This is a genomic window from Streptomyces dryopteridis (assembly GCF_049606955.1).
Classification (GTDB): domain Bacteria; phylum Actinomycetota; class Actinomycetes; order Streptomycetales; family Streptomycetaceae; genus Streptomyces.
In genome coordinates this window covers 2,453,165-2,477,775 of sequence record NZ_CP187113.1, presented here as the reverse complement: position 1 = coordinate 2,477,775, position 24,611 = coordinate 2,453,165, and the positions used below count along the sequence as shown (strand labels likewise).

Annotated in this window: 17 protein-coding genes; 11 read left to right on the top strand and 6 right to left on the bottom strand. The window is 75.0% G+C overall.

Annotated elements, in window-relative coordinates:
• The first annotated feature begins 77 nt into the window (after positions 1-77).
• Positions 78-578, top strand: coding sequence for a hypothetical protein (locus ACN20G_RS10355; protein ID WP_424212451.1), 501 nt, complete (start codon positions 78-80; stop codon positions 576-578).
• A 70-nt stretch (positions 579-648) separates the two neighbouring features.
• Here the strand turns inward: ACN20G_RS10355 and ACN20G_RS10350 are convergent, their stop codons facing one another.
• Positions 649-2,106, bottom strand: a complete 1,458-nt coding sequence (locus ACN20G_RS10350; protein ID WP_424212450.1) for an NCS2 family permease — start codon at positions 2,104-2,106, stop codon at positions 649-651.
• Positions 2,107-2,265: 159 nt separating this feature from the next.
• On the opposite strand from ACN20G_RS10350, the gene ACN20G_RS10345 reads away from it, so the two are divergent.
• The 3 genes from ACN20G_RS10345 (at position 2,266) to ACN20G_RS10335 (ending at position 5,723) form a co-directional block, all read left to right on the top strand.
• On the top strand, positions 2,266-2,559 hold the full coding sequence (locus ACN20G_RS10345) for a DUF2530 domain-containing protein (protein ID WP_424212449.1): 294 nt from the start codon (positions 2,266-2,268) through the stop codon (positions 2,557-2,559).
• Positions 2,560-2,851: 292 nt separating this feature from the next.
• Positions 2,852-5,521, top strand: coding sequence for an HAD-IC family P-type ATPase (locus ACN20G_RS10340; RefSeq protein WP_424212448.1), 2,670 nt, complete (start codon positions 2,852-2,854; stop codon positions 5,519-5,521).
• A 13-nt stretch (positions 5,522-5,534) separates the two neighbouring features.
• On the top strand, positions 5,535-5,723 hold the full coding sequence (locus ACN20G_RS10335; RefSeq protein WP_424212447.1) for a hypothetical protein: 189 nt from the start codon (positions 5,535-5,537) through the stop codon (positions 5,721-5,723).
• A 60-nt stretch (positions 5,724-5,783) separates the two neighbouring features.
• Here ACN20G_RS10335 and ACN20G_RS10330 read toward each other — a convergent pair whose 3' ends face one another.
• From ACN20G_RS10330 to serC, 4 genes are all read right to left on the bottom strand, one after another.
• Complete coding sequence (locus tag ACN20G_RS10330) at positions 5,784-9,053, bottom strand: sacsin N-terminal ATP-binding-like domain-containing protein (RefSeq protein WP_424215459.1); 3,270 nt, start codon at positions 9,051-9,053, stop codon at positions 5,784-5,786.
• 281 nt (positions 9,054-9,334) lie between these two features.
• Positions 9,335-9,973 carry a class F sortase gene (locus ACN20G_RS10325; RefSeq protein WP_424212446.1) on the bottom strand — a complete coding sequence of 213 codons (639 nt, stop codon included), beginning with the start codon at positions 9,971-9,973 and terminating at the stop codon, positions 9,335-9,337.
• Positions 9,974-9,978: 5 nt separating this feature from the next.
• Positions 9,979-10,815 (bottom strand): hypothetical protein, encoded by an 837-nt coding sequence (locus ACN20G_RS10320; protein ID WP_424212445.1) that lies wholly within the window; start codon positions 10,813-10,815, stop codon positions 9,979-9,981.
• 335 nt (positions 10,816-11,150) lie between these two features.
• Entirely contained in the window at positions 11,151-12,269 is a 1,119-nt protein-coding gene (gene serC / locus ACN20G_RS10315) for a phosphoserine transaminase (RefSeq protein WP_424212444.1), read from the bottom strand.
• 140 nt (positions 12,270-12,409) lie between these two features.
• Between serC and ACN20G_RS10310 the strand changes: the two genes are divergently transcribed.
• On the top strand, positions 12,410-15,460 hold the full coding sequence (locus ACN20G_RS10310; protein ID WP_424212443.1) for an FAD-binding and (Fe-S)-binding domain-containing protein: 3,051 nt from the start codon (positions 12,410-12,412) through the stop codon (positions 15,458-15,460).
• Between the two features lie 215 nt (positions 15,461-15,675).
• Positions 15,676-16,704, top strand: a complete 1,029-nt coding sequence (locus ACN20G_RS10305; protein ID WP_424212442.1) for an EamA family transporter — start codon at positions 15,676-15,678, stop codon at positions 16,702-16,704.
• A 32-nt stretch (positions 16,705-16,736) separates the two neighbouring features.
• On the opposite strand, the gene ACN20G_RS10300 is transcribed toward ACN20G_RS10305, so the two are convergent.
• Complete coding sequence (locus ACN20G_RS10300) at positions 16,737-16,979, bottom strand: hypothetical protein (protein ID WP_424212441.1); 243 nt, start codon at positions 16,977-16,979, stop codon at positions 16,737-16,739.
• A gap of 175 nt (positions 16,980-17,154) precedes the next feature.
• Here ACN20G_RS10300 and ACN20G_RS10295 point away from each other — a divergent pair, with 175 nt between their 5' ends.
• The 5 genes from ACN20G_RS10295 (at position 17,155) to ACN20G_RS10275 (ending at position 24,595) form a co-directional block, all read left to right on the top strand.
• Positions 17,155-17,994, top strand: coding sequence for a TIGR03084 family metal-binding protein (locus ACN20G_RS10295; RefSeq protein ID WP_424212440.1), 840 nt, complete (start codon positions 17,155-17,157; stop codon positions 17,992-17,994).
• An 80-nt stretch (positions 17,995-18,074) separates the two neighbouring features.
• Positions 18,075-19,751 carry an acyclic terpene utilization AtuA family protein gene (locus ACN20G_RS10290; RefSeq protein WP_424215458.1) on the top strand — a complete coding sequence of 559 codons (1,677 nt, stop codon included), beginning with the start codon at positions 18,075-18,077 and terminating at the stop codon, positions 19,749-19,751.
• A complete protein-coding gene (locus ACN20G_RS10285) occupies positions 19,748-21,349 on the top strand; it encodes an acyl-CoA carboxylase subunit beta (protein ID WP_424212439.1) in 1,602 nt (533 codons plus the stop codon). Before ACN20G_RS10290 ends, ACN20G_RS10285 begins: the two co-directional genes overlap by 4 nt.
• A 13-nt stretch (positions 21,350-21,362) precedes the next feature.
• Entirely contained in the window at positions 21,363-23,378 is a 2,016-nt protein-coding gene (locus ACN20G_RS10280; RefSeq protein WP_424212438.1) for a biotin carboxylase N-terminal domain-containing protein, read from the top strand.
• Positions 23,375-24,595: an acyl-CoA dehydrogenase family protein gene (locus ACN20G_RS10275; protein WP_424212437.1), complete on the top strand. Its 1,221-nt coding sequence runs from the start codon at positions 23,375-23,377 to the stop codon at positions 24,593-24,595. Before ACN20G_RS10280 ends, ACN20G_RS10275 begins: the two co-directional genes overlap by 4 nt.
• Positions 24,596-24,611 lie beyond the last annotated feature (16 nt).

The window sequence follows — 24,611 nt, the reverse complement described above, 5'->3', positions numbered from 1 at the left end:
CCGCAACATCACTCGTACGGGTGAGACCGTTCCGGAAATGTGCTCGCGTGCCGGCGTGCTGCCCCGACGCTGTCGCCATGGCGTCCACGGCATCGCACACGGCATCCCCGCACCCCGTACCCCGTCCCGCCCCCGGTTTCGGGCCCGATCTCGGTCCCGGCCCCCGGCTGGTGTCCGGTTCCCGGCCCGCGCCCGAACCGGCGCCGCCGCCCGGCGCGGCGGAATCCCTCGTCCTGAGCCTGCGGATAAACGGCGACCTGTTGACCCGGCTGCGCGGGCACGCGGCGCGGCGCGGGATGACCCTCCAGGACTACGTCGTGGGCACCCTCGTGCGCGACGACTTCGACGAGCGGTTCAAGACGGCGGTGGACGAGACGGAGCGCTTCTACGGGCCCGCCGACCCCGAGGTGCCCTCCGGCCAGGGCGGGCGCCCCGGCTCCCTCGCCCCCGCCGATCCCGATCCGGCCCCCGGCCCTGCCGCCCCCGGCCCCGCCGCCTCCGCCGACCCGGCCGCCCCCGCCCCCGCCGCCGTCGCCCGAACCGAGGTCGACCCGCCCACCGGCCCCGGACGCCCCTGAGCCCGGCCGGGGCGACAGGGCCCGGCCGGGCTCAGGGGAAACGGTTCGTCGTCCGCGTGCGGACCCCGGCTCAGGTGAGGCCGAGCGAGGGCATCGCGTAGTAGAAGACGAACACGGCGGAGACCACGTACATCGCGATCGGCACCTCGCGCCACCGGCCCGTGGCCAGGCGCAGCACGGTGAAGGAGACGAAGCCGATGCCGATGCCGTTGGTGATCGAGTACGTGAACGGCATCATCACCATGGCCAGGAAGGCCGGGACGGCGATGGTGAAGTCGCTCCAGTCGATGTCGCGGACCGAGCCCGCCAGGATCAGGAAGCCGACCGCGACCAGGGCCGGGGTGGCGGCCTGCGAGGGCACCATCGTGGCCAGCGGGGTCAGGAACAGGGCCACCGTGAACAGGCCGCCCGTGACCACGTTCGCCAGGCCCGTGCGCGCTCCCTCGCCGACGCCCGCCGTGGACTCCACGAAGCAGGTGGTGGCCGAGGAGGAGGTGGCGCCGCCGGAGGCGACGGCCAGGCCGTCCACGAGCAGCACGCGGTTGATGCCGGGGAAGTTGCCGTTCTTGTCGATCAGCTTGGCCTCGTCGCCGACGCCGAGGATCGTGCCCATCGCGTCGAAGAAGCAGCTCAGCAGCACCGTGAACACGAACAGCACGCCCGTCAGGACGCCGACCTTGCCGAAGCCGCCGAACAGGCTGACCTGCCCGACCAGCCCGAAGTCGGGGGCGGCCACCGGGTTGCCGGGCCATTCGGGGACGGTCAGGCCCCAGGACTGGCCCGGGAGGTTCGCGGCGAGCTGCACGACCACGGCGAGCACCGTCATGGCGACGATCGAGATCAGGATCGCGCCGGGCACCTTGCGGATCAGCAGCGCGAGGGTGAGCAGCACGCCGAGCACGAAGACGAGCACCGGCCAGCCGTGCAGGTGCCCGTTGCCGCCGAGCTGGAGCGGCACGGTGGTGTGCGAGGCGTCCGGGATGCGGGAGACGAACCCGGAGTCGACCAGGCCGATCAGCATGATGAACAGGCCGATGCCGATCGCGATGCCCTTGCGCAGGCCGAGCGGGACGGCGGTCATGACGCGCTCGCGCAGGCCGGTCGCCACCAGCAGCATGACGACGACGCCGGCGAGGACCACCATGCCCATCGCGTCCGGCCAGCTCATCCGGGGGGCGAGCTGGAGGGCGACGACGGTGTTGACGCCGAGGCCGGCGGCGAGGGCGATCGGGACGTTGCCGATCACGCCCATGAGGAGGGTGGAGAACGCGGCCGTCAGCACGGTCGCGGTGACGAGCTGGCCGCCGTCGAGCTGGTGGCCGTACATGTCCTTCGCGCTGCCGAGGATGATCGGGTTCAGCACGATGATGTACGCCATCGCGAAGAAGGTGGCGAAACCGCCGCGGACCTCGCGGGCGACGGTCGAGCCGCGCTCGGAGATCTTGAAATAACGGTCGATCGCGCCGCCGCCACCGCCCGGGGCGGGGGGAGGCGAGGTCGGGGGAGCGGCGGGGGCCGAGGTGCTCATGCGGTCCTGGTCCTCAGAAAAAGGGTCCGTGGTTGTGGCTTCCTACGAAAAGAAGTAGCCACAGGCAAACCATTTCAGTATGAACACATGAACGAAGTGGCGTCCATCTCCGCGCGTAGACCCGTTCGACCTGCGAGATCGGCGGCCTAAACTGGCCGCATGGCGAAGTGGACCCCCCGACACGAGGCACCCGAACCCCTGGAAGGGCCGATCGTCTCGACGATCACCGGCGGAACGATCCTGTGGTTCGCGCTGTTCGTCGTGCAGCTCCCCTTCTACGGCTGGTTCGCCGACCGCGACCTGCTGTGGTGGGTGTGGACCTGCGCCGCCGGCGGCGCCCTCGGGCTGATCGGCATCTGGTACGTCCGGGGGCGGGACGCGGCCCTGAAGCGGCACGCGGCGGCCCGCGAGGCGGGCCCGGGGGGCCCGGCGGCGGCCGGCGCGGATTCGTGACGTACTGCCCGGACCTTCGACCCGGCCTCGATCCGGGCTCCGGGACGGTGTCGCGCGGCGCGTCACGGGCCGGCTGAGTCCCGCCGTTCCCATGCCCCGCCCAGGGCTCTGACCGGCGGGAACGCTGCGGCGGGCCCCGCGCGGCCGGCGTGACGGCGACGGCTCGGCGGTGCGGCGGCGGGCTCGGCGCGGGGGATCGGGGACTACCTGCGGAGGATTGGGGTCATCCCGAAGTCGGATCTTCGCACCCGCCGGCAGGTGAACCCCGCACAAGCCATTTACCGTCGGATACATGACGCAGCGGGCGAAGATCGATTCCGACGGGCCGGAGCGCGGCTCCGGCGGCGCCGGCGGCGGGGACGGCGGCGGGCACGGGCCCGCACGCGACCCGGCCGCCACGGGCGCGCACCAAGACCATCAGGCGGCGCGGGACGAGGGCCGGCGGCAGGACGCGGGTTCCGGCGCACCCGCCGGCCTGGCCATCGACGCGGGGGCCGAGCTGGACCCCGTGCACCCCCGGCCCCTGCCCGAATCCCACCTCGGCGCACCCGGGGCGGGCGGGTCCGGCGGGTCCGACGCGGCCGCCGCCGGCGCCGAGGGCGCCGCGCCGGCCTTCCGGCCCGGCGGCCTGAGCACGGCCGAGGTCGCCGAACGCGTCGCGCGCGGCGAGGTCAACGACGTCCCCGTCCGCTCCTCCCGCTCCACCCCCGACATCGTCCGCGCCAACGTCTTCACCCGCTTCAACGCGATCATCGGCGTGCTGTGGGTGATCATGCTGATCGTCGCGCCGATCCAGGACAGCATGTTCGGCTTCGTGATCATCGCGAACACCGGCATCGGCATCATCCAGGAACTGCGCGCCAAGAAGACCCTCGACGGACTGGCCGTCATCGGCGAGGCCAAACCGAGCGTCCGCCGCGACGGCCGCGCCGCCGAGATCTCCACCTCCGAGATCGTCCTGCACGACGTGATCGAGCTCGGGCCCGGCGACAAGTGCGTGGTCGACGGCGTGGTCGGCGAGGCCGACGGGCTGGAGATCGACGAATCGCTGCTGACCGGCGAGGCCGACCCGGTGCTGAAGAAGCCCGGCGACCCCGTCATGTCCGGCTCCTTCGTGGTCGCCGGCGGCGGCGCGTTCACCGCGACCAAGGTCGGCCGGGAAGCCTATGCGGCCCAGCTCGCCGAAGAGGCGTCCCGCTTCACCCTGGTCCACTCCGAACTGCGCTCCGGCATCTCCACGATCCTCAAGTACGTCACGTGGATGATGATCCCCACCTCGATCGGGCTGATCATCAGCCAGCTCGTGGTCAAGGACAACAACCTCAAGGACTCCATCGCCCGCACCGTCGGCGGCATCGTCCCGATGATCCCCGAGGGCCTGGTCCTGCTGACCTCCGTGGCCTTCGCGATCGGCGTGATCCGGCTCGGCCGCAAGCAGTGCCTCGTGCAGGAACTGCCCGCGATCGAGGGCCTCGCCCGCGTGGACGTGGTCTGCCTGGACAAGACCGGCACCCTCACCGAGGGCGGCATGGACGTCACCGAACTCCGCGTCCTCGGCGGCGCGGACGATGGCTACGTCAAGACCGTGCTCGGCGCCCTCGGCGAATCCGACCCCCGCCCCAACGCCAGCCTCCAGGCCATCATCGACGCCTACCCCGACCGCGAGGACTGGCGGTGCGTGGAATCGCTGCCGTTCTCCTCCGCCCGCAAGTACAGCGGCGCGAGCTTCGGCGAGAGCGACGGCGAGACCTCCACCTGGCTGCTCGGCGCCCCCGACGTGCTCCTCCCGGCCGGCGACCCCGCCCTCGCCGAGATCGACCACCTCAACGAGCAGGGCCTGCGCGTCCTGCTCCTCGCCCGAGCGAGCCGCGACCTCGACGACCCCCGGGTCGGCGAGGACGTCCGGCCCACCGCCCTCGTCGTCCTCGAACAGCGCCTGCGGCCCGACGCCGCCGACACCCTGCGCTACTTCGAGGAGCAGGGCGTCAAGGCCAAGGTCATCTCCGGCGACAACGCGGTCTCCGTCGGCGCCGTCGCCGGCAAGCTCGGCCTGCCCGGCGCGGAGAACACCGTCGACGCCCGCAAGCTCCCCTCCGACCAGGAGGGCATGGCGCGGATGCTCGACGACAACGCCGTGTTCGGGCGCGTCACCCCGCAGCAGAAGCGCGACATGGTCGCCGCGCTCCAGAGCCGCGGGCACACCGTCGCCATGACCGGCGACGGGGTCAACGACGTGCTGGCCCTCAAGGACGCCGACATCGGCGTGTCCATGGGCTCCGGCTCCGAGGCCACCCGCGCGGTCGCCCAGATCGTGCTGCTCAACAACTCCTTCTCCACCCTCCCCTCGGTGGTCGCCGAGGGCCGACGGGTCATCGGCAACATCACCCGCGTCGCGACCCTGTTCCTCACCAAGACGGTCTACTCCGTGCTGCTCGCCGTGCTCGTGGTGTGCAGCCAGGTCGAATACCCCTTCCTGCCGCGTCACCTCACGCTGCTCTCCAGCCTCACGATCGGCATCCCCGCGTTCTTCCTGGCCCTCGCGCCGAACAAGGAACGCGCGAAACCGCACTTCGTGAAGAGGGTCATGCGGTACGCGATCCCGGGCGGCGTGATCGCGGCGGTCGCCACGTTCGTGACGTACCTGGTGGCCCGCGCCCACTACACGGGCGAGGGCGCGGAGGTCCTCAAGGCCCAGACCAGCGCGGCCACGCTGACCCTGTTCCTCACCTCGATGTGGGTCCTGGCGATCATCGCCCGGCCGTACACGTGGTGGCGGATCGGCCTGGTGGCCACGATGGGCCTGGCCTTCCTGATCGTCCTGGTCGTGCCCTGGCTCCAGGACTTCTTCCAGCTCCGCCTGGAGGGCACCACGATGCCGTGGACGGCGGTGGGCATCGCGGCGGTCGCGGCGGCGCTCATCGAGTTCACCTTCAGGAGTGTTGACCGCAAATTCCCGGCGTAGCGACACTCTTGCGATGAGCACGGAGAACAGCCGGAACGAAACACGGCCGTCGGGTCCCATGAACATCGTGGGACCCGACGGCCGTTCGCGTACCGACGGCGATCTCGCCGAGTTGTCGCGACTGCTGCAAAGCGAATACGGCCCGCTCACGGAGGCGGAGCGGGATGTCGCCGATCGGGATTTCCACACATGGGGGTTCTGACGGGGTGCTGTTTCACGTGAAACAGCACCCCGCCGTCGCATCCGGGGTGGGTGGTCGGGGTCAGTCGAACCAGCGGTCTCGGGAGAGTTCCGCCGTGCGGGTCGGGTCCTCCAGGAGGGCCGCCACCTCGAAGCGGCGCGGCCACTGGCCCGTGGCCCAGGACAGGGCCGCCGCCACGCCCTCCAGGGTCGCCGCGTGCACCACCCCGTCGGGGGTGTGCCGCCAGTCCAGTTCCACCCCGCCCGCGATCAGTTCCTCGTGCTCCAGCCAGGTCTCCGGGGTGTCCGCGCCCAGCAGGGACCGGACCGGGGCGGGGACCTCGTGCTCCGTGCCCGGGGTGCTCACCTCCGCCGGGACGGACTCCGAGAGCCGCCGGACCTGGAGCAGTTCGGCCAGGTCCGCCGCCCGCGCCGGCGCCACCGGCAGCAGCGGCAGCCCGGCCGCCAGCGGCAGCAGGTCCGGGGCGTCCGCGATCACGGCCTCGCCGGCGTCGACCACCACCACCTCCCCGTCCAGCACGGCCCGGAGGTCGTCGGGGAGGGTGACCTCCTCCGGGTCCAGCTCGGCGAGGAGCGAGTACAGCCCGTGCAGCTGCCGTTCGGTGACCTCCGCGTCCGGGTCGGCGAGCCGGCCCAGCAGCTCGGCCGCCCCGCCCGGTTCGGCGAGCAGGGCCGCCGCCGAGGTGCGCACGCCGAGGGCCCGCAGCACCTGCTCGTCCTCGAAGCCGGTGGCGTCGGCCTCCTCGTAGAGCCCGGCCAGCAGCGGGTCCCCGCCCGCCGCGCGCAGGCCCGCCGGGCGCCGCCCGTCGAGGATCGGGTGATCGCGCAGCCACCACGCGGTGTACGGGCGGACCGGGGCGGTGGTGCCGTCGGGCAGCAGCACCCGGACGGGCTGGGTGAGGGCGTCCCGCAGCGGCGGTCGGGCCAGCATCGCGAGCGCGGCCGGCCACTGCTCGTCGTCCACGAGCTCCAGGTCCCGGACGGCGACGATCTCGCCGGCCACCGGGGGCACGGGGGAGTCGGGCAGCCGGTCGAGGGCGTCCTCGCACCACACGTCGACGGCGTCGAGCAGGCCCACGTCGTCGGGCTCGGGGAAGTCGCCGTCGCGGGGCTCCAGTTCGTCGGGGTCCAGGACCACGTCGCCGGCGCGCACGAGGTGGAACTCGGCGGTCACCCCGACCGCCGTCAGCGGGCCGGCGCCCCAGCGGGCCACCAGCTCGGGGTCCACGAAGGGCAGTTCGTCGGGCCGGATCACGGCGGCGAAGGGGCTGCCCGGCAGCACGAGTTCGCAGGCGGGGGTGGGTTCGCCGTCCTCGTCGGGCAGGGCCAGGGCGCCGAGCCAGGGCTCGTCGCCGGGGGCGAGCTCGGCGTCGCGGGCCAGGCCCAGGACGAGTTCGGCGAGGTCCTCGGGGGCGAGGGCGTCCTCGTCCCACACGTCGCCGGCGTCCAGGGACGCGGCCACCGCGGCCCGCACCTGCGGGGTGGTGAGCACGGCGCGCGGGGTCGCGGGCAGGGCGCCCAGCTTCTCCAGCAGCGGGTGCGCGGCGTCGGGGTGCGCGACCTTCAGACCGAGGCGGGTGAGGCCCGGCGGGGTGCCGGGGCCGGGCAGCAGCACGTGCCGCGGGCCGATCGCGGTGCGGGTGCCGGTGGGGCGGGCCGGGCCGCGGCCGAGGGGGTCCTCCGCCGCGTCGGTGTCCTCGTCCTCGGTGGGGGCCAGGGGGACGGGGAGGCCGCTGAGCCGGTCCGGGTCCACGCCGGCGAGGGTGTCGTACAGGCGGTGCCACCAGGAGGGCGGGCGTTCGATGCCGGCGATGCGTTCGACGGCCTCGCCCAGTCCGAGCCGGCCCACGCCCAGCACGCGCGGTTCGGTGCGGCGCTCCAGCCCGCCGGGCAGCAGGGTGGGCAGGACCTCGGCGAGCACGCGCACGGTGTCGGCGCCGGCTCCCTCGACGATCTCGGCCTCGAAGGGGCGCAGGGCCTCGGGCTGTTCCCGCTCCTCCCGGCCCGGCTCCGCGTCCGGCTCCGCGTGCGGCTCCCCGCCCGGTGTTCCGTGCGGGACGGCGGCCGGGGGGAGGAAGGGGGTGCGGGGGAGGCGGTCGAGGATCGCGCTGCGCAAGTCGCCGTCGAGGGTGCCGGCGCCGAGCGGGCCGGGTACGAGGTCGAGGATCCGGGAGGTCACCGGGCGCCAGCCGGCGAGGAGTTCGGCGTAGGCGTCGGCGACGCGCTCGGTGAGGAACGCGGTGAGTGGCCCGGGGGCGGGGTGCCGGCGGGTGGGTTCGAGGGGGAAGGAGGCGATGAGGAGGGCGGGGACGCCGAGGGGTTCGTCGGTGGGGGTGGGGGCGTGGACGACGGCGGCGGTGGTGGGCGGGACGGGGGCGCCGTCGGTGTCCACGGGGACGGCCCAGGTCACCGACCAGACGGGCCGCAGGCGTTCCTCGACGGGCCGGTCGGCGAGCAGCGCGGGCTCCAGGTGACCGCTGTGGCGCACGGTGCGCCAGCGGCGGGTGGTGGTGCCGTTGGCGGTGGTGTCCTCGACGAGGGTGTGGGGTCCCTCGGTGCGGCGGCGCAGGGTGCGGGTGCCGGCGGGGGTCTCGACGACGATCTCGACGAGGCCGGGCAGGGCCAGCGGGAGGGCGTCGTCGAGGTCGGCGAGCAGGCGCTCGGCGAGGGCTTCGGCGGCGGCGTCGCGCAGGGGGAGGACGACGACGGTGTCGTAGCCCTCGGGGGCGGTGCCCTCGGCGGGGGAGGGCAGGCGCAGCAGGGGCACGTGGCCGTCGCGGCGGCGCAGTTCGTCGGCCAGCTCGGGGCGGTCGGCGGCCGTTTCGGCGACGAGGTCGCGGGCCTCGGCCAGGGACCAGCGGACGCCGCCGTGCCGGCCGAGGACGGCGGGTTCGTCGGTGACGGCGAGGACGGCGGCGAAGCCGACGCCGAAGCGGCCCACGGGGGCGACGGCCCCCTCACCGCCGACGTCCTCGCGTTTGGCGGAGGCGCGCAGGGTGCTGAGGGATTCGACGCCGGCCGCGTCGAGGGGGGCGCCGGTGTTGGCGGCGGCGAGGACGGGCCCGGCGGGGCCGGCGGGGTCCTCGGGGTCGGTGGGGTGCAGGGTGAGGCGCAGCCGGCCGGGTACTCCCGAACGGGCCGCCGCGTCGGCGGCATTCTGGGCCAGTTCCACGATCAGGCGGTCGCGGTGCCCGCCGAGGGCGAGGTCCTCCTCCGCGTTGGCGTCCTCGCGGAACCGGGCCGGGCTCGCCGCCCAGGCGTCGAGGACCCCGCGTCGCAGCCGTGCCGTGCCGAAGGGGTCGGTGCCGCCTTGGTCAGCCGTCACTCGCATGCTCACGCCGTCGCCTCCAAGTGTGTGTTGCCGAGAGGTCTTCGACGGTATCCGACGCGCGGCCGGGCGGCCCCGGCGCGCCGGGGCGGCGGGGACGCGTCCGTCGACCTCCGGACCGGTGTGGGGTGGACGGGGCGGGTGGGACGCCCGGTGTGAGGGCGTGCCCCGCGGGTACGCGGACGGCGCGGGCCCCCGACCGGACGGGGTCGTGGGGCCCGCGCCGGGGCGCGAGGGGGTTCGGGTGCGCAGGGACGCGAGGGACGCGCGGGGCGCGGGGCGGCTCAGGCGGTGCCGGTGAGGTGGGCGAAGACCACGACGTTGGAGTCCCAGTGACGGTCCTTCGTCAGGTTGCCGCCGCAGGTGATGAGGCGGAGTTCGGCCTTGCCGTGGGTGTCCCCGTAGACCTTGTCGGTGGGGAAGGAGCTCTTGGCGAAGGTGTCCACCTCGTCGACGGAGAACACGGCGGTGCCGCCGTCCGCCCGGTGCACCTTGATCTGCTGACCCTTCTTCAACTGCTTGAGGTTGAAGAACACGGCCTTGGGGGCCTGCGGGGTGTCCATGTGTCCGACGATCGCGGACGCGCCCTGTTCGCCGGGGGTGGGGCCCTGCTTGTACCAGGCGGCGTCGTCGGGCTTGGCGAAGTCGGGTTCCTGCATCACGCCCGCGCTGTCGAGGCCGACGGTGTCGAGGGGCGCGTCGACGTGGATGTCCGGGATGGAGATCCGGTCGGGGACGGACGCGGGGAGCACGGAGGCCGAGTGGGCGACGTTCTTCGCGTCCGACGCGCCGTCCGCGGCCTTGGCCGTGCCGCCGGCGGAGCAGCCGGCGGTGGCGAGGAGGGCGGCGAGGGTGACCGCCGCCAGGCCGGCGGCCCGCACGCGCGGACCGCCGTTCCGGTGGAGGAGGTGCTGCTCGGGCATGGGGGTCAGCGGCCTTCGGGGACGTAGCCGACGGGGGCCATGCCGGTGTTGACGGAGCCCTTGGGGGTCTTGTGGTCCTTCGGGTTCACCGGGACGACCTTCTTGTCGTGGCCCTTGTGGTCGGGGCCGGTGGCCTCGGTGGAGAACTTCACGGTGTCGAACTTCTTGCCGCCCGCGTAGGCGTCGACGCCGTAGTAGCCGCTGGTGACGTCCTTGGCGACGGTGGCGGTGCCGGTCCAGACGCCCTTGGAGGCGAGGGTCAGGTTCACCCGGCCGCCCGCGAATGCCTTGGAGTCGACGAAGGCGCTGGTCTTGTTCGTCTTGATGGTGATCTTGACGTGGTCCCCGGCGTGCCCGAAGTCGGTGGACAGGCTGACGCTGTCCTCGGAGGGCGCCGGGGTGGGGGTGCCGGCCTTGACGCTGAGCTGGGCGGTGGCCTGGAGCTTGGTGCCGTCGGGGGCGCTGCCGGTGAGGGAGGCGCCGTAGTTGCCGTCGGCGACCTTGGCGACGGTGGCGGTGCCGGTCCAGACGCCGTCGCCGGCCGGGCTCAGCTTCACGTCGCCGAGGGCGGCGGAGGAGACGGAGAGGTTGGTGGAGCCCTTGGGCGCGTTCACCGTGACCTTGACGCTGTCGCCGGGCTTCGCGGAGCTCACGGAGAGCCGCAGCGAGGCGGCGGAGGCGTGGGTGTCGTCGCCGGTGCCCTTGTCGGAGCCCTTGCCGTGGTCGGTCGAGGTGACCGGGGCGGGGGCGACGGGGGCCTCGGCGGCGGAGGCGGCGACGGGGGCTGCGAGCGCCATCGCGGAGGCGAGGGCGACGGCGGAGTAGGCGAGGGCCTTGCGCATGGGATTTCCTCCTGAACGGGCCGTGCCGGAAATTCGGTTCACATCCGACACACCAGACATGACCGACATCCTGGGCTCGTGGTTCCGGGCCCGCCGGCCCGCCCCGGACCCCCCTGCCGAAGGTCCCGGAGGAGGAACCCGCAGGCCGGGTGGTGGGGGGAAATCGGAGCGTGGGAGTCCCTTTGCCGGGATTTTTGGGACCAAGGTCCCGTCAGGGATCCGTCAAGGCCCGCCGCGCCGCCTCCCGGCACGCGCGAAGGCCCCCGCCCGGCACCGGGAGGTGCGGGACGGGGGCCTTCGGGACGCGGACGCGGGGCGCGCGACCGCGCCGAGGGTCAGAGGCGCTCGATGACGTGGTCGATCGAGAGCGTCAGGGCCTTCACGTCGGCCGGGTCGATCGCCGGGAACATCGCGATGCGCAGCTGGTTGCGGCCGAGCTTGCGGTAGGGCTCGGTGTCCACGATCCCGTTGGCGCGCAGCACCTTGGCCACGGCCGCCGCGTCCACGCTGTCGTCGAAGTCGATCGTGCCGATGACCGAGGAGCGCTTGGCCGGGTCGGTGACGAAGGGCTGCGCGTACTTGGACTCCTCGGCCCAGCCGTACAGGACCGCGGCGGACTCGGCGGTGCGCGCCGTGGCCCAGTCCAGACCGCCCTGGCCGTTGATCCACTTCAGCTGCTGGTCCAGCAGGAACAGGGTGGACAGGGCCGGGGTGTTGTACGTCTGGTTCTTCAGCGAGTTGTCGATCGCGGTGGGCAGCGAGAAGAACTCCGGGATGTGCCGGCCGGAGGCGTGGATCCGGGCCGCGCGCTCCAGGGCCGCCGGCGAGAACGCCGCGAGCCACAGGCCGCCGTCGGACGCGAAGGACTTCTGCGGGGCGAAGTAGTAGACGTCGGTCTCGGTGATGTCCACCGGCAGGCCGCCGGCGCCCGAGGTGGCGTCCACCAGCACCAGCGCGTCGGCGTCCGCGCCCGCGACGCGGCGCAGCGGCGCGGCCACACCGGTCGAGGTCTCGTTGTGGGTGAACGCGTACACGTCCACGCCGGCCTCGGCGACCGGCTCCGGGTGGGTGCCCGGGTCGGAGGCGATGACGGTGGGCTCGGCCAGCCACGGCGCGAGCTTCGCGGCCTTGGCGAACTTCGAGGAGAACTCGCCGAAGTTGAGGTGCTGGGACTTGTTCTCGATCAGGCCGTGGGTCGCCACGTCCCAGAACGCGGTGGACCCGCCGTTGCCGAGGACGACCTCGTAGCCCTCGGGCAGGGAGAACAGGGAACGGATGCCCTCGCGCACCGAGCCGACCAGGTTCTTGACCGGGGCCTGGCGGTGGGAGGTACCGAGCAGGGAGGTACCGGTGGCGGCCAGCGCGTCCAGCGCGTCCGTCCGCACCTTGGAGGGGCCCGCGCCGAAACGTCCGTCGGCGGGCTTGATGTCAGCGGGAATCTGGATCTCAGCCACGAGCGGAGCGTAGCGAATGTGCGTCGCGGCCCTCGCGCGGTGTCCACGCGCTGAGACGAACCGGGGGGCGATTCGGACACACCGTGCAAGCGGCGAGGTCGGGACGGGTGCCCGGGCCGCGCGCGGGCCAGGATGGGCCCATGAGCGCACGCGGGGAGCGACCGGAGCGGAAGCGGACCGAGGACACGGCGCGGCACGCCCGAACCGGACCGGGCGCCGGACCGGCGGGCGGAGCGGCGGGCGGAGCGGGCAGCGGGCCGGGGCGGGAGCTCGCCGAGGCCCTGCGCCGGGCCGTGCGCGGCGGGGTGGACTTCTCGCCGGGGGCCCGGGCCCTGGTCACGATGGACGCCTCCAACCACCGCCGGATCCCGCTCGGCGTCGTGGCGCCCCGGGACGCCGAGGACGTGGCCGCCGCCCTCGCCGTGTGCGCCGACGCCGGGGTCCCGGTCGTGCCCCGGGGCGGCGGCACCTCCATCGCCGGACAGGCCACCGGGCTCGGCGTGGTCCTCGACCTCACCCGGCACATGAACCGCCTGCACCACCTCGACCCCGAGGCCCGCACCGCCGTCGTCGGCCCCGGCCTCGTCCTCGACGCCCTCACGGCCGCCGCCCGCCCGCACGGACTCGTCTTCGGACCCGACCCCTCCACCCACTCCCGCTGCACCCTCGGCGGCATGATCGGCAACAACGCCTGCGGCGCCCACTCGGTGGCCCGGGGCACCACCGCCGACAACGTCCTCGACCTCGACGTGGTCCGCTACGGCGGCGGCCCGGCCCACCGGATCGGCCGGGGCTGGACCGGCGCCCCGCCCGGACTGCCCGAACTGATCGGCGCGCACCTCGGCCCCCTGCGCACCGGCATGCCCGCCGACTTCGGCCGCCGCGTCTCCGGCTACGCCCTCGACGCCCTGCTGCCCGAGCGCGGCACCGACCAGGCCCGCGCGTTCTGTGGCTCCGAGGGCACGCTGGGCGTGCTCACCCGGGCCACCGTCCGGCTCGTCCCCGCTCCCGCCGCGCCGGCCCTCGCCGTGCTCGGCTACCCCGACGAGAGCGCCGCCGCCGAGGCCGCCGTCGGGCTCCTGCCGCACGCCCCGCTCACCGTCGAGGGCATGGCCGAGGACCTCCTCGGGCTCGCCCCGGGCGGCGCCCGGCGCGGCGCGGGCCGACTGCCGCGCGGCGCGGCCTGGCTGTTCGTGGAGATGCCCGACGAGGCCGCCGCCCACCGGGTCGCGCGCGCCGCCGACGCCCTCGACACCCTCGTGGTGACCGACCCCGCCGCGCGGCGCGCCCTGTGGCGGATCCGCGAGGACGCGGCCGGCACCGCCGGCCGGCTCCCCGACGGCTCCCCCGCCTGGCCCGGCTGGGAGGACTGCGCCGTCCCGCCCGCGCGACTCCCCGCCTACCTGCGGGAATTCCGCGCGCTGCTCGCCGCGCACGGCCTGCGCGGGGTGCCCTACGGGCACTTCGGCGAGGGCTGCGTGCACGTCCGGATCGACACCGACCAGGTCACCGACGCCGGCCGGGCCCGCTACCGGGCCTTCTCCGCCGACCTCGCCGACCTCGTCGTCGCGCACGGCGGCTCCCTCTCCGGGGAGCACGGCGACGGCCTGGCCCGCTCCGAGTTCCTGCCCCGCATGTACGGGCCCGAGTTGATCGCGCTGTTCGCCGCCTACAAGGCCGCGTGGGACCCGCGCGGCGGCCTCAACCCCGGGGTCCTGGTCCGCCCCGGCCCCTTCGACGCCCCCGAACGCCTCCGGCTCACCGTCCTGCCCCGCACGGCCGTCCTCCCGCGCGCCGCCGGCACCCCGGGGCTCGCGCACGGTCTCGCGCACGGGGCGGCGGCCTGCGTCGGCGTCGCCAAGTGCCGCACCGCCGACCCCGCCGGCGCCGGGGTCATGTGCCCCTCGTACCGGGTCACGGGCGAGGAACGGCACTCCACGCGCGGCCGGGCCCGCCTGCTGCACGAGATGCTCGCCGGCGAGGTCATCACCGACGGCTGGCGCTCGACGGAGGTCCACGAGGCCCTCGACCTCTGCCTCGGCTGCAAGGGCTGCGCGAGCGACTGCCCCGCCGGCGTGGACATGGCCGCGTACAAGGCCGAGTTCCTGCACCGGCACTGGGCCGGGCGGATCCGCCCCCTGGTCCACTACACCCTGGGCGGCCTGCCGGACTGGCTCCGCCTCACCGCCCGACTGCGCCTGACCCTCCCGGCCGCCGCCCTCGCCCGGATCCCCGGGATCGGCCGCGCCGCCGGCCTCGACCCCCGCCGCCCGCTCCCGGCCCCGGCGCCCGTCCCGTTCACCCGCGCCTGGGCCCGGGCCCGCGCCCGGGGCACCGCCCCCGTGCCGGCCCCCGCCCGCGTCCCGGCCTCCGCGCCCCTCCCGTCGCCCGCCGGCGAGGCCCCGCCCCCGCCGGAGCCCGCCGCCGGGCCCCTGCTGTTGTGGCCCGACACCTTCACCGAGCACCTCGCCCCCGAGGTGGGCCGGGCCGCGCTGCGGGTGTTCGCCGACGCCGGCCTCCCCGTCACCCCGCCGCCGCCGGGCGCCCTGTGCTGCGGGCTGACGTACCTCTCCGCCGGCCGCCTCGACCGGGCCCGCCGCACCCTGCGCCGCACCCTCGACACCCTCGGCGAGGCCCTCGACGACCCGGCCGCGACCGTCGCCGTCCTCGAACCCTCCTGCGCCGCCGCCCTCCGCTCCGACCTGCCCGCCCTGCTCCCCGACGACCCGCGCGCGGCCCGGCTCGCCGGCGCCGTGCGCACCTTCGCCGAGACCCTCGAAGAGCGGGCCCCGCACTGGTCGCCCCCGCGCCTGGACCGGCCGCTGGTCGGGCAGACCCACTGCCACCAGCACGCCGTCCTCGGCGACGGCCCGGACCGGCGGCTGCGGGCCCGCGCGGGCCTGGTCGGGGAGCCCGGCGGCGGCTGCTGCGGGCTCGCCGGGGACTTCGGCCTCGTGTCGGAACACGCCGAGGTCTCGCGGGCCGTCGCGGAGGAGACCCTGCTGCCGGCGCTGCGCGCGGCCCCGCTCGGGGCGGTGGTCCAGGCCGACGGCTTCTCCTGCCGCACCCAGATCGCCCACCACGGCCCCACCACCCCCGGCCTCCCAGGAGGCCCGCCGACCCCGCCCCGCGCCCGCCACCTGGCGGAACTCCTGGCCGAAGGGCTCGCCGCGCGCGGGCGCTCCGTGTGACGCGGGCAGGTGTACGGACATGGGGCGGCTCCGGTTCGCGTGGGGGTCCGCAGGGTTCGTCACCCTGCGTGACCATTGCTCGCCCATCGTGAACCACCCCACTGACAATCGCCCCCGCCCGCCTCGTCGAGGGCCGCTCGACCCGGGCCGGCGGGTGGGCGAGGGTAAGGGAATTCACCCCCGCATGCTCCTTACCCGGGGCTTAGGCTGGGGTAATGTCCCGCGCCGCTGAACCCGCCGGGCCGGTCACCTCCGGACCCGCTCCCACCCCCGCCGCCCACGCCCCCGCCACCCACGCCCCCGACACCGCCGCTCCCCGGGGCGGGCCCGGCGCCGGCCGCGGGCGTTTCGCCGGCGCCGGGCGGTTCGGGCCGGTCGGACTGGTGCTGGCCGCCGGGCTGTCGGTGCAGTTCGGGGCCGCGATGGCGGTGACGATCATGCCGCGCGCCGGCGCGCTCGGCGTGGTCTGCCTGCGGCTCACCTTCGCCGCGCTCGTCCTGCTGATCGTCTGCCGCCCCCGGCTGCGCGGCCACCGCCGCGCGGACTGGGGCACGGTGGTCGCGTTCGGCCTGGCCCTCGCCGGCATGAACGGCTTCTTCTACCAGGCCATCGACCGGATCCCGCTGGGCCCGGCCGTCACCCTGGAGGTGCTCGGGCCGCTCGCCCTCTCCGTGCTCGTCTCGCGCCGCTGGTCGAACCTGCTCTGGGCCGGCCTGGCCCTCGCCGGCGTGGTCCTGCTGTCGGGGCACGGCGGGCAGGGGCTCGGCTTCGCCTCCCTGGACCCGGTCGGCGCGGTGTACGCGCTCGCGGCCGGCGCGATGTGGGCGGCGTACATCGTCTTCGCGGCCCGCACCGGCAGCCGCTTCCCGCAGGCCGACGGACTGGCGCTCGCGATGGCGATCGCCGCCGTGGTCTGCCTGCCGTTCGGGATCGCGGACGGGGGCTCGGCGCTGCTGAACCCCACCACCCTGGCCCTCGGGCTGGGGGTGGCGCTGATGTCCTCGGTGCTGCCGTACACGCTGGAACTCGTGGCGCTGCGTCGACTGCCCGCGCAGACCTTCGCCGTGCTGATGAGCCTGGAGCCGGCCATCGCGGCCGTCGCCGGGTTCCTCGTCCTCGGCCAGGCCATGTCCTGGACGGACGCGCTCGCGATCTCCCTGGTCATCGCCGCCAGCATCGGCGCGGTACGGGCCCAGTCGGCGCGCGCGGCGAAGGTCGCGAAGGCGGCGCCCCGCGAGGTCTGAACCCCGCCACGAGAGCCCTCGGCCCCCGCTCCTCACAACCGGACCCCGGTCCCCCCGCCCACACCGGCGAGGGCCCGACTGGGGCTGGGGGAGCGGGGGCCGGCCTCGTTCGCCTCCGGGGCGGGGCCGGAGCGGTCCTCGCTGTGCTCGGCCCGGCCCGTGCCGTTCGGGGTGTCCTTCCCGTCCGGGAACTCCCGCCCCCAGCCGCTGAACATCGACACGGCGAGGGCCAGCGCGGTCAGGGTGGCGGCGAGCACCACGCGCGGGGTCGTCATGACGTGAGCCTGGCAGACCGGCGGCCGAAGCGGGAGGGCGCGGCCCTCAAATCCCCTTTTTCGTCCGGTTGTTGTTCGGCAAAATCCATTCCGGCCAATCAAGCCAGCACGCTTGATTGTTTTTCCGGACGCTGCCAGTCTTCCCCTCACGCCGCCGCGCCGAGGGGAGCACACCGTGCCCGAACCGTCCGCCGCACCGCCCGCCAACCACCCCGCAGACGATCCGCGCCGGGCCGTGATCGGGGACCTGAGGGCCGAGGGCGAGGAGCTGGACGCCCTGGTCACGGGGTTGCCGGCGGCCGACTGGGCCCGTCCCACCCCCGCCGCCGGCTGGACCCTGGCCCACCAGATCGCGCACCTGGCCTGGACCGACCGGGCGGCCCTGACGGCCCTCACCGACCCCGAGGGCTTCGCCGGACTCGTCGCCGAGGCCATGGCCGCGCCCGAGCGCTTCGTGGACGACGCGGCCGAGGCCGGCGCCGCCCGCCCGCCGGCCGAACTCCTCGCCGACTGGCGGGCCGGCCGCGCCGCCCTGGACCGGGCCCTGACCGCCGCCTCGCCCGACACCCGGTTCCCCTGGTACGGGCCCCCGATGAAGGCCGCGACCCTCGCGAGCGCACGGCTCATGGAGACCTGGGCGCACGGGCAGGACGTGGCCGACACCCTCGGTGTCGTGCGCCCGCCCACCGAACGGCTGCGGCACGTGGTCCGGATCGGTTTCGCCACCCGCGACTTCGCCCACCAGGTCCGGGGCCTGCCCGTTCCGGACGCGTTGTTTCACGTGAAACTGCGCGCCCCGGGCGGCGGTCTCTGGGAGTACGGCCCGGCCGACGCCGAACAGCGGGTCACCGGCACCGCCCTCGACTTCTGCCTCCTGGTCACCCGCCGCGCGCACCGCGCCGACCTCGACCTGAAGGCCGAGGGGGCCGAGACCGACCGCTGGTTGGACATCGCCCAGTCCTTCGCCGGCCCGCCCGGCGCCGACCCCGAGCCCCGCGCGCGGGACGCGCGGTGAGCGCCGAACGCGGCACCCGCCCGCTGCGCGTCGGCAACGCCTCGGGCTTCTACGGGGACCGTTTCGACGCCGTCCACGAGATGCTCACCGGCGGCCCCCTCGACGTGCTCACCGGGGACTACCTCGCCGAACTCACCATGCTGATCCTCGGCCGCGACCGGCTGCGCGACCCCGCGCGCGGCTACGCCCGCACCTTCCTGCGGCAACTGGAGACGGCCCTGGGCGAGGCGCACGCGCGGGGGGTGCGGATCGTCGCGAACGCGGGCGGGCTGAACCCGGCCGCCCTCGCCGAGCAGGTCGAGGCCCTCGCCGAGAAGCTGGGCCTGCCCGTGTCCGTGGCCCACGTCACCGGCGCCGAACTGCTCGGGCACCCCGCCGTCCCCGCCGACGCCCTGACCGCCGACGCCTACCTCGGCGGCGCCGGCATCACCACCGCCCTGCGCGCCGGCGCGGACGTCGTGATCACCGGCCGGGTCACCGACGCCGCCCTCGTCTCCGGCCCCGCCGCCTGGTGGTTCGACTGGGACCAGCCGGGCGGCCCGACCGGGGCCGCCCGGCTCGACGCCCTCGCCGGCGCGGTCGTCGCCGGGCACGTGCTGGAATGCGGCACCCAGGCCACCGGCGGCAACCACGCCTTCTTCACCCGCCACGACCCGGCCCGGCTGCTGCGCCCCGGCTTCCCGCTCGCCGAGATCGCGGCCGACGGAAGCAGCGTGATCACCAAGCACCCGGGGACCGGCGGGGTCGTCGACGTGTCCACCGTCACCGCCCAACTGCTCTACGAGACCCAGGGCGCCCGCTACCTCGGCCCCGACACCACCGCCCGCCTCGACACCGTCCGCCTCACCCCGGACGGGCCGGATCGGGTCCGCGTCCACGGGGTCCGGGGCGAGGCCCCGCCGGACACCCTCAAGGTGGGCACCACCCGGCTCGGCGGCTGGCGCAACGAGGTCGTGTTCGTCCTCACCGGCCTCGACATCGAGGCCAAGGCCGCCCTCACCCGGGCCCAACTCGCCCCCGCCCTGGCCGGGGTGGAATCGGTGACCTGGACCCTGGCCCGCACCGACCACGTCGACGCCGACACCGAGGAGACCGCGAGCGCCCTGCTGCGGCTCGTGGTCCGGGACCCCGACGCGGCCCGGGTCGGCCGGCCGCTGACCTCCGCCGCCATCGAACTGGCCTTGGCCGGGTATCCCGGCTTCCACGTCACCGCGCCGCCCGCCGAACCCCGCCCGTACGGGGTGTTCACGGCCCTCGCCGTGCCCGCCGCCGAGGTCGGGCACCGCGCCGTCCTCGCCGACGGCACCGTCCTGCGCGTACCGCCGCCCGCCCCCGCCCCGCCCCCGCACGACCCGGGCCGCACCCCCGCCGCACCCGGCACGGAGCAGCCCCCGCCCGATCCGGCCGCCCCCACCCGCCGGGTCCCGCTCGGGCGCCTCGCCGGTGCCCGCAGCGGGGACAAGGGCGGCGACGCCAACATCGGGGTCTGGGTGGAGTCCGAGGCCGCCTGGCACTGGCTGCGCGGACACCTCACGGTGGAGACCCTGCGCGCCCTGCTCCCCGAGACCCGCGAACTGCCCGTGGTCCGCCACGAACTGCCCAACCTGCGCGCCCTGAACTTCGTGGTCACGGGCATCCTCGGCGCGGGCGTCGCCGCCGGACACCGCTTCGACCCGCAGGCCAAGGCCCTCGGCGAATGGCTCCGGTCCCGCCACACCGACATCCCCGTCCACCTCCTGCCCGAGGAGCGCCGATGACCCGCCTCCGCTCCACCGTCGACCCCCGGCACCCGGACCACCTCGCCCACCGCGAGACCGCCCTCGAACGCCTCGCCGCCGTCGACGCCGAACACGCCAAGGCCCTCGCCGGCGGCGGCCCCAAGTACACCGACCGGCACCGCGCCCGGGGCAAACTCCTCGCCCGCGAACGCGTCGAGCTCCTCCTCGACCCCGACACCCCCTTCCTGGAGCTGTCCCCGCTCGCCGCCCACGGCACCGACCACCCCGTCGGCGCCTCCGTGATCACCGGCATCGGGACCGTCTCCGGCGTCACCTGCCTGATCGTCGCCAACGACCCGACCGTGCGCGGCGGCGCCTCCAACCCGTGGACCCTCAAGAAGAGCCTGCGCGCCAACGAGATCGCCTTCGCCAACCGCCTCCCCGTGATCAGCCTCGTGGAGTCCGGGGGCGCCGACCTGCCCTCCCAGAAGGAGATCTTCATCCCGGGCGGGGCGATCTTCCGCGACCTGACCCGGCTGTCCGCCGCCGGCATCCCCACCGTGGCCGTGGTCTTCGGCAACTCCACCGCCGGCGGGGCCTACATCCCCGGCATGTCCGACCACACGGTGATGATCCAGGACCGCTCCAAGGTGTTCCTCGGCGGCCCGCCGCTGGTCAAGATGGCCACCGGCGAGGAGAGCGACGACGAGTCCCTCGGCGGCGCCGAGATGCACTCCCGGATCTCCGGCCTCGCCGACCACCACGCCGCGGACGAGCACGACGCGATCCACCGGGCCCGCCGGATCGTGGCCCGGCTCAACCACCGCCGCGCCCATCCCGAACCGGCCGCCGGGTACGCCGAGCCGCTGTACGACCCGGAGGAGCTGCTCGGGATCGTCCCCGGCGACCTGCGCACCCCCTTCGACCCGCGCGAGGTGATCGCCCGGCTCGTCGACGGCTCCGAGTTCGACGAGTTCAAGCCCCGCTACGGCGCCGGACTCGCCACCGGCTGGGCCACGCTCCACGGCCACCCGATCGGCGTCCTCGCCAACGCCCAGGGCGTGCTCTTCAGCCCCGAGTCGCAGAAGGCCGCCCAGTTCATCCAGCTCGCCAACCAGCGTGACATCCCCCTGCTCTTCCTCCACAACACCACCGGCTACATGGTCGGCAAGGAGTACGAACAGGGCGGGATCATCAAACACGGCGCGATGATGATCAACGCGGTGGCCAATTCCAAGGTGCCCCACCTGTCCGTGCTCATCGGCGCCAGCTACGGCGCCGGCCACTACGGCATGTGCGGCCGCGCCTTCGACCCCCGGTTCCTGTTCGCCTGGCCGAGCGCCAAGTCCGCCGTCATGGGCCCCCAGCAGCTCGCGGGTGTGCTCTCGCTCGTGGCCAGGGCCTCCGCCGCCGCCAAGGGGCAGCCGTGGGACGAGGAGGCCGACGCGGGACTGCGCGCGCTGGTCGAGCAGCAGATCGAGGCCGAGTCCCTGCCGATGTTCCTGTCGGGACGGCTCTACGACGACGGGGTCATCGACCCCCGCGACACCCGTTCCGTGCTCGGCCTGTGCCTGTCGGCCGTCCACAACGCGACCGTCGAGGGCGCCCGCGGCGGCTTCGGCGTCTTCCGGATGTGAGGACCAGCACCCCATGACCACCGAGACCCCCGCCGGCCCGATCCGGCGACTGCTGATCGCCAACCGGGGCGAGATCGCCGTCCGGATCCAGCGCACCTGCCGGGCGCTGGGCATCGAGACCGTCGCCGTCTTCTCCGACCCCGACGCCGACGCCCCGCACGTGCGGGCCGCAGACGCCGCCGTCCGCCTCCCCGGCGCCGCCCCCGCCGACACCTACCTGCGCGCCGACCTCGTCCTCGCCGCGGCCCGCGCGAGCGGCGCCGACGCCGTCCACCCCGGCTACGGCTTCCTCTCCGAGAACCACGCCTTCGCCCGGCTCGTCCAGGACGCCGGACTGCGCTGGATCGGCCCGCCCCCGGCCGCCATCGAGGCCATGGCCTCCAAGACCCGCGCCAAGAAGCTGATGGGCCTGCCCACCCTCACCGAGGCCGCCGACATCACCGACGCGGACCTGCCCGTGCTGGTCAAGGCCGCCTCCGGCGGCGGCGGACGCGGCATGCGCGTGGTGCGCGAACGGGCCGAACTGCCCGCCGCCCTCACCGCCGCCCGCGCCGAGGCCCTGGCCGCGTTCGGCGACGGCGAGGTGTTCATCGAGCCCTACCTGGAGGACGGCCGGCACGTCGAGGTGCAGATCCTCGCCGACGCCCACGGCACCGTCTGGACCCTCGGCACCCGTGACTGCTCCCTGCAACGCCGGCACCAGAAGGTGATCGAGGAGGCCCCGGCCCCCGCCCTCCCGCCCGCCCTCGCCGAGGAACTGCGCACCCAGGCCCTGCGCGCCGCCCGCGCCACCGACTACCGGGGCGCCGGCACCGTCGAGTTCCTCGTCCGCGCCGGCCGCGCCCACTTCCTGGAGATGAACACCCGCCTCCAGGTAGAACACCCCGTCACCGAGGCCGTCTTCGGACTCGACCTCGTCGCCTGGCAACTGCGGATCGCCGAGGGCGCCGCCCTCCCGCCCGAACCCCCCGCCCCCACCGGGCACGCCGTCGAGGCCCGCCTGTACGCCGAGGACCCCGCCCACGACTGGCGCCCCCACACCGGCACCCTGCACACCCTCGACCTGCCCGAACACCGGGGCCCCGACCACCTGCTGCGGGTGGACAGCGGGGTCGGCCCCGGCGACACCGTCACCCCCCACTACGACCCCATGCTCGCCAAGGTCATCGCCCACGCCCCCACCCGCGCCGAGGCCCTGCGCGCCCTCGCCGGGGCCCTGTCCCGGGCCCGGATCCACGGGGTCACCACCAACCGCGACCTGCTCGTGGCCACCCTCGTCCACCCCGAGGTCACCGACCCCGACGCCACACGGCTCGACACCGGCTTCTACGCCCGCCGGCTGCCCGAGCTCACCGCCCCCGAGCGGGCCCCCGACCCCCGGCCCGCCGTCCTCGCCGCCGCCCTCGCCGCGACCGTGCCCCCGCCCGGCGCCGGCCTCGCCCGCCGGCTCGGCGCCCTGCGCACGCTGCCCTCCGCCCCGCAGACCCGCCGCTACGCCGACGCCGCCGGCCCCGACCCCGACACCGTGCACGAGGCCCGCTGGCACCAGGGCCGCGGCGGCCCCGTGCCCGACCCCGGGCACCACCCCGACACCCGCGTCGTCGACCTCGCCGCCGACCGCGTGGTCCTCGAACTCGGCGGGATCCGACGCGTGTTTCACGTGAAACAGCGCACCGACCCCGCCGACCCGCACCACGACCCGCTCGCCGCCGACACGGTCTGGGTGGACTCCGCCCTCGGTTCCCACACCCTGACCCGGCTGCCCCGGTTCACCGAACCCGAGGAACGGACCGAACCCGGCTCCCTCCTCGCCCCCATGCCCGGCACCGTGGTCCGCGTCGCCGAGGGCCTCGCCCCCGGCAGCCCCGTCACCGCCGGACAGCCCCTGCTCTGGCTGGAGGCCATGAAGATGGAACACCGGGTCCTCGCACCCGCCTCCGGCACGCTCACCGCGCTCCACGTCGCCCCCGGCCGCCAGGTCGAGGCCGGCGCCCTGCTCGCCGTCGTCCAGGAGGAAACGCAACCATGAGCACCTCCCGCGCCACCCACGCCCCCACCCCCGCACCCGCCCCCACCACCGCCTCCGCCCTCCTCGAAACCCAGGAGCAGAGCGACCTGCGGGCCTCCGTGGCCGCCCTCGGCCGCCGCTACGGACGCGCCTACCTCAGCCGGATCGCCGACGAGGGCGGCCGCCCCGAGGAGCTCTGGACCGACGCCGCCAAACTCGGCTTCCTCGGCGTCAACCTCCCCGAGGAGTACGGCGGCGGGGGCGGCGGCATCGCCGAACTCGCCATCGTCCTCGAAGAACTCGGCGCCGCCGGCTGCCCCCTGCTCATGATGGTCGTCTCACCCGCCATCTGCGGCACCGTCATAGCCCGCTTCGGCACCGACGAGCAGAAGGCCGCCTGGCTGCCCGGCCTCGCCGACGGCACCCGCACCATGGCCTTCGGCATCACCGAACCCGACGCCGGCTCCAACTCCCACCGCATCACCACCACCGCCCGCCGCGACCCCGACACCGGCGAATGGATCCTGAACGGCCGCAAGGTCTTCGTCTCCGGCGTCGACATCGCCGACGCCACCCTCATCGTCGGCCGCACCGAGGACGCCCGCACCGGCCGCCTCAAGCCCTGCCTGTTCATTGTCCCCCGCGAGGCCCCCGGCTTCGGCCGCTCCCCGATCGCCATGGAACTCCACGCCGCCGAGAAGCAGTTCGAACTCGTCCTCGACGAGGTCCGACTGCCCGCCGACGCCCTCGTCGGCCAGGAGGACGCGGGCCTGCTCCAGCTCTTCGCCGGCCTCAACCCCGAACGCATCATGACCGCCGCCTTCGCCATCGGCATGGCCCGGTACGCCCTCGACAAGGCCGTCGACTACGCCCGCACCCGCCAGGTGTGGAAGGAACCCATCGGCGCCCACCAGGCCATCGCCCACCCCCTCGCCGAGAGCCACGTCGAGATCGAACTCGCCCGCCTCATGACCGCCAAGGCCGCCCACCTGTGCGACGCCGGCCAGGACGTCGCCGCCGGCGAGGCCGCGAACATGGCCAAGTACGCTGCCGCCGAGGCGTGCGTGAAGGCCGTCGACCGCTCCGTCCACACCCTGGGCGGCAACGGCCTCACCAAGGAGTACGGCCTGGCCGCCCTCATCACCGCCTCCCGAGTGGCCCGCATCGCCCCCGTCAGCCGCGAGATGATCCTCAACTACCTCTCGCACCAGACCCTGGGACTGCCCAAGTCCTACTGACCGCCCCCCGCGGACC

Excerpts from the sequence above, each read along its gene's own strand:
- ACN20G_RS10355 (WP_424212451.1), top strand. The coding sequence starts at position 78 with ATGGCGTCCACGGCATCGCACACGGCATCCCCGCACCCCGTACCCCGT.
- ACN20G_RS10350 (WP_424212450.1), bottom strand. The coding sequence starts at position 2,106 with ATGAGCACCTCGGCCCCCGCCGCTCCCCCGACCTCGCCTCCCCCCGCC.
- ACN20G_RS10345 (WP_424212449.1), top strand. The coding sequence starts at position 2,266 with ATGGCGAAGTGGACCCCCCGACACGAGGCACCCGAACCCCTGGAAGGG.
- ACN20G_RS10340 (WP_424212448.1), top strand. The coding sequence starts at position 2,852 with ATGACGCAGCGGGCGAAGATCGATTCCGACGGGCCGGAGCGCGGCTCC.
- ACN20G_RS10335 (WP_424212447.1), top strand. The coding sequence starts at position 5,535 with ATGAGCACGGAGAACAGCCGGAACGAAACACGGCCGTCGGGTCCCATG.
- ACN20G_RS10330 (WP_424215459.1), bottom strand. The coding sequence starts at position 9,053 with ATGCGAGTGACGGCTGACCAAGGCGGCACCGACCCCTTCGGCACGGCA.
- ACN20G_RS10325 (WP_424212446.1), bottom strand. The coding sequence starts at position 9,973 with ATGCCCGAGCAGCACCTCCTCCACCGGAACGGCGGTCCGCGCGTGCGG.
- ACN20G_RS10320 (WP_424212445.1), bottom strand. The coding sequence starts at position 10,815 with ATGCGCAAGGCCCTCGCCTACTCCGCCGTCGCCCTCGCCTCCGCGATG.
- ACN20G_RS10310 (WP_424212443.1), top strand. The coding sequence starts at position 12,410 with ATGAGCGCACGCGGGGAGCGACCGGAGCGGAAGCGGACCGAGGACACG.
- ACN20G_RS10305 (WP_424212442.1), top strand. The coding sequence starts at position 15,676 with ATGTCCCGCGCCGCTGAACCCGCCGGGCCGGTCACCTCCGGACCCGCT.
- ACN20G_RS10300 (WP_424212441.1), bottom strand. The coding sequence starts at position 16,979 with ATGACGACCCCGCGCGTGGTGCTCGCCGCCACCCTGACCGCGCTGGCC.
- ACN20G_RS10290 (WP_424215458.1), top strand. The coding sequence starts at position 18,075 with ATGCTCACCGGCGGCCCCCTCGACGTGCTCACCGGGGACTACCTCGCC.
- ACN20G_RS10285 (WP_424212439.1), top strand. The coding sequence starts at position 19,748 with ATGACCCGCCTCCGCTCCACCGTCGACCCCCGGCACCCGGACCACCTC.
- ACN20G_RS10280 (WP_424212438.1), top strand. The coding sequence starts at position 21,363 with ATGACCACCGAGACCCCCGCCGGCCCGATCCGGCGACTGCTGATCGCC.
- ACN20G_RS10275 (WP_424212437.1), top strand. The coding sequence starts at position 23,375 with ATGAGCACCTCCCGCGCCACCCACGCCCCCACCCCCGCACCCGCCCCC.